General features: G+C 67.7%; 10 protein-coding genes and 1 pseudogene. 10 read left to right on the top strand and 1 reads right to left on the bottom strand.

All coding sequences use genetic code 11. The features are described from left to right. A pseudogene (locus tag C516_RS20165) lies at positions 1–306 on the top strand (erythrose-4-phosphate dehydrogenase); the annotation flags it as partial. 69 nt (positions 307–375) lie between these two features. On the opposite strand, the gene glpK reads toward C516_RS20165, so the two are convergent. After that, positions 376–1,863 carry a glycerol kinase GlpK gene (glpK, locus tag C516_RS0117780; RefSeq protein WP_018719771.1) on the bottom strand — a complete coding sequence of 496 codons (1,488 nt, stop codon included), beginning with the start codon at positions 1,861–1,863 and terminating at the stop codon, positions 376–378. Between the two features lie 172 nt (positions 1,864–2,035). Between glpK and C516_RS0117775 the strand changes: the two genes are divergently transcribed. The 9 genes from C516_RS0117775 to C516_RS20925 form a co-directional block, all read left to right on the top strand. Next, complete coding sequence (locus C516_RS0117775) at positions 2,036–2,887, top strand: DeoR/GlpR family DNA-binding transcription regulator (RefSeq protein WP_018719770.1); 852 nt, start codon at positions 2,036–2,038, stop codon at positions 2,885–2,887. A gap of 109 nt (positions 2,888–2,996) precedes the next feature. Further along, the gene (gene glpD, locus C516_RS0117770) at positions 2,997–4,544 is read left to right on the top strand and encodes a glycerol-3-phosphate dehydrogenase (RefSeq protein WP_018719769.1); all 1,548 of its coding nucleotides are present in this window, start codon (positions 2,997–2,999) and stop codon (positions 4,542–4,544) included. A 75-nt stretch (positions 4,545–4,619) separates the two neighbouring features. Continuing rightward, entirely contained in the window at positions 4,620–5,711 is a 1,092-nt protein-coding gene (locus C516_RS0117765) for an ABC transporter ATP-binding protein (protein ID WP_026321277.1), read from the top strand. Between the two features lie 13 nt (positions 5,712–5,724). Beyond that, positions 5,725–6,810, top strand: a complete 1,086-nt coding sequence (locus tag C516_RS0117760; protein WP_018719767.1) for an ABC transporter ATP-binding protein — start codon at positions 5,725–5,727, stop codon at positions 6,808–6,810. 25 nt (positions 6,811–6,835) lie between these two features. Next, positions 6,836–7,702: a carbohydrate ABC transporter permease gene (locus tag C516_RS0117755; RefSeq protein ID WP_018719766.1), complete on the top strand. Its 867-nt coding sequence runs from the start codon at positions 6,836–6,838 to the stop codon at positions 7,700–7,702. Between the two features lie 9 nt (positions 7,703–7,711). Then, entirely contained in the window at positions 7,712–8,578 is an 867-nt protein-coding gene (locus C516_RS0117750; RefSeq protein WP_084594275.1) for a carbohydrate ABC transporter permease, read from the top strand. A 16-nt stretch (positions 8,579–8,594) separates the two neighbouring features. Then, on the top strand, positions 8,595–8,882 hold the full coding sequence (locus tag C516_RS0117745) for a DUF2160 domain-containing protein (RefSeq protein WP_018719764.1): 288 nt from the start codon (positions 8,595–8,597) through the stop codon (positions 8,880–8,882). Between the two features lie 95 nt (positions 8,883–8,977). After that, a complete protein-coding gene (locus C516_RS0117740; RefSeq protein WP_018719763.1) occupies positions 8,978–10,735 on the top strand; it encodes an ABC transporter substrate-binding protein in 1,758 nt (585 codons plus the stop codon). Positions 10,736–10,925: 190 nt separating this feature from the next. Then, positions 10,926–11,068, top strand: a 143-nt coding sequence (locus C516_RS20925; RefSeq protein ID WP_281167334.1) for a glyceraldehyde 3-phosphate dehydrogenase NAD-binding domain-containing protein, incomplete at its 3' end; no start/stop codon positions are given.

Here is an 11,068-nt window from a genome sequence, read left to right as displayed (position 1 = left end):
CCGACGATCAACGTCTCGATGGTGGACCTGACCTGCGTGCTCTCGCGCGAGAGCAGTGTCGAGGCGGTGAACGCGCTGATGCGCGAGGCGGCCGACGGCGAGCTCGCGGGGATTGTGGGCTACAACGAGGCGCCGCTGGTGTCGGTGGACTTCAACCACGACGCGCGCTCGTCGGTGTTCGACGCCACGCTCACGAAGGTCACGGGCGGGACGCTGCTGAAGGCGTGCGCATGGTACGACAACGAGTGGGGCTTCTCCTCGCGGATGCTCGACACCACCGTCGCGCTCATGAACGCCGGGCGGTAATGCCGGGCCGCCGGACCGGGGGCGGGGTTTCCCCGAAGACGGCCGTGCCGGCGGTCCGGTCGTCCGCCCTCAGCGCGAGGTGACGCGGCGGACGGCGTCCGCCCAGCCGGCGAGCTGGCGCTCGCGCTGTGCCCGGGGCAGGTCGGGGTCGAATGCCCGGTCCGTCTGCCATTGCGAGCGGATCTCTTCCAGCGAGCCCCAGATGCCCTGACCGATACCCGCTAGGTAGGCGGCCCCCAGGGCCGTGGTTTCAATGACCTGCGGGCGCACCACGCGCTCGCCGACGATGTCCGAGAGGGTCTGCAGGAACCAGTCGTTGGCCACCATGCCGCCGTCCACACGCAGCTCCGCGGCGGCGCCGGCGTCCCCGGCCATCGCGACCAGCAGGTCATGGGTCTGGTAGCACACGGACTCCAGCGCCGCGCGGGCGAGCTCCGCGACGCCGGTGTCCCGGGACAGGCCGAAGATCGCGCCGCGGGCGTCCGGGTCCCAGTGCGGGGCGCCCAGGCCCGTGAACGCGGGCACCATGTAGACCCCGGCGTTGTCCGGCAGCTCGCGGGCAAGGCGTTCCGACTCCGCTGCGGTGGTGATCACGCCGAGGCCGTCGCGCAGCCACTGCAGCGCCGCACCGGCGACGAATATCGAGCCCTCCAGCGCGTAGGTCGGCCGGCCGTCGATGCGGTAGGCGAGGGTGGTGAGCAGGTGATGGCTGGAGGCGACCGGCGTGTCGCCCGTGTTGAGCAGCGCGAAGCAGCCGGTGCCGTAGGTGCTCTTCACCATGCCCGGTGAGAAGCAGCACTGGCCGACTACGGCGGCGTGCTGGTCGCCGGCGATACCGCGTACCGGGATGCTCCGGCCGAAGATGTTCGGCAGGGTCTCGCCGAAGTCCGCCGCGCTGTCGTGCACCGCGGGCAGCAGGGCCCGGGGTACGTCGAAGAGTGCGAGGAGGTCGTCGTCCCAGTGCTGCTCGCGGATATTGAACAGCATCGTGCGCGATGCGTTGGTGGCGTCGGTGGCGTGGATCCGCCCACCGGTGAGCCGCCACAGCAGCCAGCTGTCCACGGTGCCGAAGGCAAGCCGGCCGTCCCGGGCACGCTCCCGCGTGCCGGGGACGTTGTCCAGGATCCAGGCGATCTTGGTCGCCGAGAAGTAGGGGTCGAGCAGCAGCCCGGTGCGCTCGGTGACCGTTGCCGCGGCGCCCTGTCCGCGTAGCTCCGCGCACCAGTCGGCGGTCCGGCGGTCCTGCCAGACGATCGCCGGGGCGACGGCGTGGCCGGTGTCCCGGTCCCAGATCACGGTGGTCTCGCGCTGGTTGGTGATCCCCAGGGTGACCACCGTCGCGCCGCGCTCGGCCGCGTCGTCCATCGCCTGGCGGCAGACGGAAACGGTGGACTGCCAGAGGTCCTCCGGGTCGTGCTCCACCCAGCCGCTGTGCGGGTAATGCTGCGGGAACTCCTGCTGCGCGCTCGACACGATCCGGCCTTCGAGATCGAAAACGATCGCCCGCGAGCTCGTCGTGCCCTGATCGATGGCCAGAATGGCCTGCTGCTGCGCCATGACTCTCCTCCGGTGCCGCGTTCTCCCGTGTCCAGGCCGTCGCCGTTATGTGCAGCGTGGCGCGGGAGGCGCTATAAATGCGCCAGTGGCGGTTCGCAAAAACCACTGGCATGTTCGTTTGCGAACAGGGGAAGTAAACTGTAATCACGCCGGACCGTCAACGGGAGGAAGTATGACCGAAGGCGCCGAGCAGCCGGCACTCAACCAGCGTCAGCAGGCGATCCTGGGGTTCGTCCGGCAGCAGGGGTTCGTCTCCGTCGAGGCCCTCGCCGAGCATTTCGGGGTGACTGCGCAGACGGTTCGCCGGGACGTCAACGCGCTGTGCCGGCTCGGGCGGCTGCGGCGTTTTCATGGCGGTGCGGGGCTGCCCTCGACGGTGGAGAACGACGCCTACGCCCACCGCCAGGTGCGCTGCCTCGAGGAGAAGCAGCGCATCGCCCGGGAGGTGGCGGCGAGGATACCGGACCAGGCCTCGCTGTTCCTCACCCTCGGCACGACCACCGAGGAGGTCGCCAAGGCGCTGCTTGGACATGCCGGGCTGCGGGTGATCACCAACAACCTCAACGTGGCCCATATCCTCAGCGACAACGCCACCTTCGAGGTCATCATCGCCGGCGGCGTGGTGCGTCACCGCGATCGCGGCGTGACCGGCGAGGCGACCATCGACTTCATGAAGCAGTTCAAGGTCGACTTCGCCGTCATGGGCATCTCCGGTATCGATGACGACGGCACGCTGCTCGATTTCGATTACCGGGAGGTCCGGGTGCTGCAGGCGATCATGGCGCACTCGCGCACCATATTCCTGGTCGCCGACCACACCAAGTTCCACCGCAACGCGATGGTGCGCCTCGGTCATCTCTCGGAGGTGGATGTGCTGTTCACCGACAGCGAGCCACCGTCGGCGATGCAGCGCTGCCTTGCCGAAGGCGGTGGCTCGGTGGTGGTGGCCGCCGCCGACGGCACTGCGCCGGCGGTGCGACGCGTCCGTGACGGATCCCCCGAAGAATGTTCAAACGAAAATTAACGTAGTGATTTGAAAATATACAGACGCGTGCTAGGTTAGATACCGAACATGACAACACACCGCGGCGGGACTGCCACCGGCGGCGTGGGCGGTGCGGAACGGAGCACGCATGGCGAGGAGAGAGACATTCGATCTGCTGGTCGTGGGCGGGGGCATCAACGGTGCCGGTATCGCCCGCGACGCCGCCGGCAGAGGGCTGTCCGTGGCGCTCTGCGAGCAGGGTGATCTCGCGAACTTCACCTCCTCGGCGAGTACCAAGCTCGTCCACGGCGGGTTGCGCTACCTCGAGTACTACGAGTTCCGGCTCGTGCGCAAGGCGCTGCAGGAGCGGGAGGTGCTGCTCGGTATCGCACCGCACATCATCTGGCCAATGCGCTTCGTCATGCCCCATGTGCGCGAACTCCGCCCGGCGTGGATGATCCGGCTCGGCCTGTTCCTCTATGACCATCTCGGCGGTCGCCGCCGGCTGCCGTCCTCCTCGGGCATCGACCTGACCCGCCACGTCGCGGGGGAGCCCCTGGCTCCCGGTTTCCGGCGCGGCTTCGTGTATTCCGACTGCTGGGTCCAGGACGCGCGGCTGGTCGTGCTCAACGCCAGGGACGCCGCCGAGCGCGGTGCGCGGGTGATGACACGCACGCGCTGCATCGCCGCCCGGCGGGACAGCGACGCCTGGGAGGCGACCCTGCAGTGCACCCGCACCGGCCGGGAGTGGTCGGTGCGCGCCCGCGGTATCGTCAACGCCGCGGGCCCGTGGGTGGGCCGTTTCCTCGGCGAGGCCGCCGGCATCGAGCAGAGCCGCGACGTCCATCTGGTCAAGGGCAGCCACATCGTGGTGCCGCGGCTGTTCCACCACGAATATGCCTACATCTTCCAGAACACCGACGGGCGCATCGTCTTCGCCATCCCCTACGAGCAGGACTTCACCCTCATCGGCACGACGGACGTCGTCCACGAGGGCAATCCCGCGGAGGCGGAGGCGTCCCGCGAGGAGATCGAATACCTCTGCGAGGCGGTGAACCGCTACTTCGAGCACCAGCTGCGCCCGGAGGACGTGGTGTGGACGTACTCCGGGGTGCGCCCGCTCTACGACGAGGACGACAACGACAACGCCTCGGCGGTCAGCCGGGATTACCTGCTGGAACTCGATACCCGGGCGGCGCCGCTGCTCAACGTATTCGGCGGCAAGCTCACCACCTACCGCACGCTCGCGCGGGAGGCCATGGACAAGCTCGTCCCCGAGCTCGGCGGCTCCGGGCGTGACTGGACCGGCGAGGCCTCACTGCCCGGCGGGGACATGCCGGACGCGGATTTCGGGGCGTTCCTCGAGGCCGTCCTGAGCCGTTATCCGTGGCTGCCGGAGCGCCTCGCCTGGCGGCTGGCGCGCAACTACGGCACCCGCATCGAGCGGATACTCGGCACGGCGGATGGTCTGGACGGGTTGGGCGAGCATTTCGGCGACGACCTCTACGAGGCGGAGCTGTCCTACCTGCGCGACGAGGAGTGGGCGCAGACCGCGGACGACGCCCTGTGGCGGCGCAGCAAGCTCGGGCTGCGGCTGGATGTCGCGACGCGCGCGCGCGTGCAGCAGTGGTTCGAGGCGTTCACACTCCCGGCAGGCGGTGACGCCGTCGACGCCGTGCCCGAGCAGGACGGCTAGCAGACAGGGGCGCCGCGCATCGCGTCTGAGGAACACGATGCGGGCGCCCGGGGAATTGCGAGGAGGAGATCCGCAGTGACGCTATCACTGGAGCATGTCAGAAAGGTCGTGGGCGGCGACACCCACCTCTACGACCTTTCACTGTCCGTCGAACCCGGCAGCTTCAACGTGCTGCTCGGCCTCACCGGGGCGGGGAAGACCTCGGTGATGCGCCTCATGGCCGGGCTGGACAGGCCGAGCAGCGGCCGGATCGTGATGAACGGGCGCGACGTCACGCGCGTGCCGGTGCGCAAGCGCAACGTGGCGATGGTCTACCAGGAGTTCATCAACTACCCGGCGTTCACCTGTTTCGACAACATTGCCTCGCCGCTCAAGCTCGCCAGGCTCGGCCGCCAGGAGATCCGCGAGCGTGTGCACCGCGAGGCGGAGCGGCTGCACATCGAGCACCTGCTCGAGCGCATGCCGGGCGAGCTTTCCGGCGGCCAGCAGCAGCGCCTCGCGATGGCCCGCGCGCTGGTGCGTGACGCGGACCTGCTGCTCATGGACGAGCCGCTGGTGAACCTCGACTACAAGCTCCGCGAGGAGCTCCGCGAGGAGATGCGCGAGATCTTCCGCGAGCGCGACGCCATCGTCGTCTACGCCACCACCGATCCCATGGAGGCGTTGACCCTCGGCGGCAATACCGCCGTGCTCCACGAAGGCGAGCTGATCCAGTACGGCGCGACCCCCTACGTCTATCACCACCCGGCCTCGGTCGCGGTGACCCAGGTGTTCAGCGATCCGCCGATGAACCTGTTCGAGGCGCGCGTGGATGACGGGCTTGTCCGCGTGGGCGATAACGAGCCGGTCGAGCGGCCGGCACACTTCGCGCAGCTCGCGCCCGGGCGTTACCGCGTCGGCGTTCGGCCGTCCCACGTCACCGTGGCGCCCCGTACCGACGCGGACCTGGTGGTGCGCGGCGACGTGGACATCGCCGAGATCACCGGTTCGGAGACCTTTATCCACATGCGCCGGGGCGAGGCCGAGTGGGTAGTGCAGGCCTCGGGGGCGCACCCGTTCGAGCTGGGTCAGACGCTGTCGGTGCACGTCGACCCGCGGCACCTTTTCGCCTTCGACGACGACGGCCGGTTGATGGCGTCGCCGACCCGACGCCGCGTGGACGCCTGAGGAGAGAGCCGAGATGGCCCGAATCGATCTGGAGAAGCTGGCCCATTCCTACATGGCGCGTCCCGCGGGGCCGGCGGATTACGCGCTGCGGCGCATGGACCACGTCTGGGAGGACGGCGGCGCGTACGCACTGCTCGGCCCTTCGGGCTGCGGCAAGACGACGCTGCTCAACATCATTTCCGGGCTGGTGCGCCCGAGCGAGGGGCGGGTGCTCTTCGACGGCGAGGACGTCACCGACCTGCCGCCGGAGCACCGCAACATCGCGCAGGTGTTCCAGTTCCCGGTCATCTACGACACGATGACCGTGCGCGAGAACCTCGCCTTCCCCCTGCGTAACCGCGGCGTTCCCGCCGCCCGCATCCGCGAGCGCACCACCGAGATCGCGGAGATGCTCGATCTCTCCGATTCCCTCGACGCCAAGGCCGCTGGCCTGGGCGCGGATGCCAAGCAGAAGCTCTCCATGGGGCGCGGGCTGGTGCGCGAGGACGTGGCGGCGGTGCTGTTCGACGAGCCGCTCACGGTCATCGACCCCCACCTCAAGTGGCAGTTGCGGCGCAAGCTCAAGGAGATCCACGAGCAGCTCCGGCTCACGCTGGTCTACGTCACCCACGACCAGACCGAGGCGCTGACCTTCGCCGACAAGGTCGTGGTGCTCTACGAGGGCCGCGTGGTCCAGCTCGGCACGCCGCAGGAGCTCTTCGAGCGTCCCGAGCACACCTTCGTGGGGTACTTCATCGGCAGCCCGGGGATGAATTTCCTCGACTGCCGCCTGGAGGGCGGCCGCGCGCTGGTTGACGGCCACGCCATCGAGCTCCCCGCGGACGTGGTCGAGTGCGCCGGCGCGCAGACCGGCGCTCTGAGGATCGGCATCCGTCCGGAGTTCCTGCGTTTCGCCGGCGAGGGCGAGCGCGGCGTGCCGGCGCGGGTGCTGGAGGTGGAGGACCTCGGTAACTACCAGATCGCGACGGTGGAGATGGGCGAGGGCCGGCGGCTCAGCCTCAAGCTCGACGAGGACACCGCCGCCCCGTCCGAGGGGGCCGAGCTCGTGTTCCCGCCGGAGTGGACCAAGCTTTACGCCGACGAGCAGCTGGTGGGCTGACGCGGTAGCGGGAGGAGAAACAACCATGCACAGACCCGTCAATCAACGCGCCTGGCTGATGGTGCTTCCGGTGGTGTTGGTGGTGTCGTTCAGCGCGATCATCCCGCTGATGACGGTCGTCAACTATTCGTTCCAGGACTTCTTCCGCGGCCAGGCCATCTGGGTCGGTACGGAATGGTACGTGGACATCCTCACGGACCCGGAGCTGCAGGCCGCCTTCGGCCGCCAGCTGCTGTTCTCCGGGCTGGTCCTGCTCATCGAGATACCGCTGGGTGTCGGCATTGCGCTGTGCATGCCCAAGCGCGGCGTCGCCTCCTCGGCGGCGCTGGTGGCGCTGGCGCTGCCGCTACTGGTGCCCTGGCGCGTGGTCGGCACCATCTGGCAGGTGTTCGGCCGCGGCGGGATCGGGCTGCTCGGCGTGGCGCTCAACGCCCTCGGCATCGATTACAACTACACCGGCGATCCGCTGGACGCCTGGCTGACGGTCATGGCCATGGAGGTCTGGCACTGGACCTCGCTGGCGGTGCTGCTCGCCTACGCCGGGCTGCAGTCCATCCCGGACGCCTTCTACCAGGCCGCGCGCATCGATGGCGCCTCGCGCTGGGCGATCTTCCGCTACATCGAGCTGCCCAAGCTCAAGGGCGTGCTGATGATCGCGGTCCTGCTGCGCTTCATGGACAGCTTCAAGATTTACGCTGAGCCGTTCACGCTCACCGGCGGCGGGCCGGGTTCGTCGACGACCTTCCTGAGCCAGCAGCTCAACACCATTGCCATCATGCAGAGCGACCTCGGCCCGGGCGGCGCGTACTCGATCATCTACTTCCTGATCATCCTGCTGTTCAGCTACGTCTTCTACCAGGCGATCACCAACATCGGTAAGGACAACAAGTGAGGCGGTGCCATGAGTGAGCGTCGATCAACCGCAACACCGCCCGCTGCCGGACGCCGGCGTCTGAAATCCTCGGGCGCCTCCCGCGTGCGCTACATCTGGCTCGGGCTGTACCTGCTCTTCCTGATGCTGCCGCTGTACTGGCTGGTGAAGATGTCCTTCCAGCCGACGCCGGAGATCCTCAGCTCGTTCCGGCTGTGGCCGGCGGACTTCACACTGGAGCACTACGCCACGATCTTTACGGACCCGACGTGGTACTGGCCGTTCCTGAACTCGATCATCTACGTGGCGATGAACACGGTCATCTCGCTCGCCGTGGCGCTGCCGGCGGCCTACGCCTTCTCGCGCTACAGCTTTCTCGGCGACAAGCACCTGTTCTTCTGGCTGTTGACCAACCGCATGGCGCCGCCGGCGGTATTCCTGCTGCCATTCTTCCAGCTCTACAAGACGGTGGGCCTGTTCGACACCCACATCGCCGTGGCCCTGGCTCACACGCTGTTCAACGTGCCGCTGGCGGTGTGGATCCTCGAGGGCTTCATGTCCGGGGTGCCGCGGGAGGTGGACGAGACCGCCTACATCGACGGCTACAGCTGGCCGCGGTTCTTCACCCTGATATTCCTGCCGCTGATCAAGGCGGGCGTCGGCGTTACTGCGTTCTTCTGCTTCATGTTCAGCTGGGTGGAGCTGCTGCTCGCCTCCCAGCTCACCAGCACGAACGCCAAGCCCATCGTCGCGGCGATGACGCGCACCCAGACCGCCACCGGCATCGACTGGGGCCTGCTTGCGGCGATCGGTGTCCTGACGGTGGTGCCCGGTGCCCTGGTGATCTGGTTCGTGCGCAAGAACATCGCCAAGGGCTTCGCCCTCGGGCGGGTGTGAATCGGAGGGAACACGCATGACTTTCACGCTGGAATGGATGCTCTGGACCACGCCCACGGCGATCTTCTTCGCGGGGGTCGCGCTGATGCTCGTGGTCTTCGGGGCGCTGGAGTTCGTCTATCCAACGGTGGAGCGCCGGGGCCTGCTGCCCATCGCCACGACCCGGGGCGATCGCCTGTTCATCGGCCTGCTGGGCAGCGCCTACATCCACCTCGCCTGGCTCGGCATCGTCGGGGCCGGCGTACTGTGGGGCGCCTCGATCGTCTCGCTGATCTTTGTCGCCGTAATGCTGCGTTACGGCTGAAACCGGCTTGGAGGGGGGTGCGGACGGCTCGGCGCGATCCGTCGGCAGCCAGCCAAGAAAGAAGCCAGATCCCATCTGAGGAGAGGAGAGTGATCATGTCTTCCAAGACCCGTGTCAGGCAGTGGACGGCACTGGCCGCCGCCACTGTCTTCAGTGTCTCCGGCGCGATAGGCGTCGCCCAGGCACAGTCCAAGACCTACCAGGAACGCGTGGATATCGCCCGCAAGTGGGTGGAGAACGAGTTCCAGCCCTCCACGCTCTCGGTCGAGGAGCAGATGGAGGAGATGAAGTGGTTCATCAAGGCGTCCAAGCCGTTCCGGGGCATGGACATCAAGGTCGTCTCCGAGACGATCTCGACTCACAAGTACGAGTCGAACGTCATGGCCAAGGCCTTCTCGGAGATCACCGGGATCAACCTCACCCACGACCTGATCGGCGAGGGTGACGTGATCCAGAACCTGCAGACGGAGATGCAGTCGGGCCGCAGCATCTACGACGCCTACGTCAATGACTCCGATCTCATCGGCACGCACTTCCGCTACGGCGACGTCGTCCCGCTGTCTGACTACATGGAGGGCGAGGGCAAGGACGTCACCCTGCCGACGCTCGATGTCGACGACTTCATCGGCAGGGACTTCGTGACCGCGCCGAACGGCAAGATGTACCAGCTCCCGGACCAGCAGTTCGCGAACCTGTACTGGTTCCGCTACGACCTGTTCCAGAAGCCCGAGCTGCGCAAGCGCTTCAAGGAGCGCTACGGTTACGAGCTCGGTGTGCCGGTGAACTGGTCCGCCTACCAGGACATCGCCGAGTTCTTCACCAAGTACGTCAAGGAGGTCGACGGCAAGAAGATCTATGGCCACATGGACTACGGCAAGAAGAGCCCGTCGCTGGGCTGGCGCTTCACCGACGCGTGGCTGTCCATGGCCGGTGCCGGCGACAAGGGCCTGCCCAACGGCAAGCCGGTGGACGAGTGGGGCATCCGTGTCGAGGACTGCCACCCGGTCGGCTCGCTGATGTCCCGCGGCGGCGCGGTCAACAGCCCGGCGTCGGTCTATGCCCTGGAGAAGTACATCGACTGGCTCAAGGCCTACGCGCCGCCGGAGGCCTCCGGCATGACCTTCTCCGAGGCCGGGCCGGTGCCCGCGGAGGGCCACGTCGCCCAGCAGATCTTCTGGTACACCGGGTTCACCGCGCCCATGGCCGATCCGTCCAAGCCCGTGGTGAACGACGACGGCACGCCCAAGTGGCGCATGGCCCCCTCGCCCCACGGTCCGTACTGGGAAGAGGGCATGAAGCTGGGTTACCAGGACGTCGGCTCCTGGACGCTGCTCAAGCACACGGATGCGAAGCGCCGCAAGGCGGCCTGGCTGTACGCGCAGTTCACCACGGCGAAGTCCACCTCGCTGAAGAAGGCGCACGAGGGCCTGACCTTCATCCGCGACTCCAACATCAACGACGAGTCGTTCACCGAGCGTGCCCCCAAGCTCGGCGGCCTGGTGGAGTTCTACCGCAGCCCGGCCCGTGTGCGGTGGACCCCGACCGGGACCAACGTGCCGGACTATCCCAAGCTCGCGAGCCTCTGGTGGCAGGCGGTGGCGGACGCGGTCACCGGCGCCAAGACGCCCAAGGCGGCGCTCACCTCGCTCGGCGAGGAGCAGGACCGGGTGATGGCCCGCATCGAACGCGCCGGCATCCAGGACACCTGTGCCCCGCGGATGAACGACGAGCGTGATCCGCAGTACTGGCTGGACCAGCCGGGTGCGCCCAAGCCGGCGCTCTCCAACGAGAAGCCCCAGGGCAAGACCGTGCCCTACGACCAGCTGGTCAAGAGCTGGCAGGAAGAGGGCTGACAGGCCGGTGACGCGTCCGCAGTGACGCCGCCCGGGGCGGGTGCCGCCCCGGGCGCCTTTCTCTGATACCGCGGCGTCCGGCCCCGTTCCCAGGGCCGGACGCCCCGCTTTCCGATATCCGTGCACGCGGCGACATCCCCACCGGGACGCCGTCGCGTGCCCGACCCACACTGATCGGGAGATCGAAGCAATGACGATCAAGGTAGGCATCAATGGTTACGGGCGTATCGGCCGTAATGTGCTGCGTGCGCTCTACGAGACGGGGCGCAGCGACGAGCTCCGCGTGGTGGCGGTCAACGACCTTGGCGACGTGGAGACGAACGCCCATCTCAC

Origin of the sequence: Arhodomonas aquaeolei DSM 8974 (genome assembly GCF_000374645.1) — a bacterium.
Classification (GTDB): Bacteria; Pseudomonadota; Gammaproteobacteria; order Nitrococcales; family Nitrococcaceae; genus Arhodomonas; species Arhodomonas aquaeolei.
Note: the sequence above shows the minus strand (reverse complement) of the source record. Positions and strands in the feature narration are given on the sequence as shown.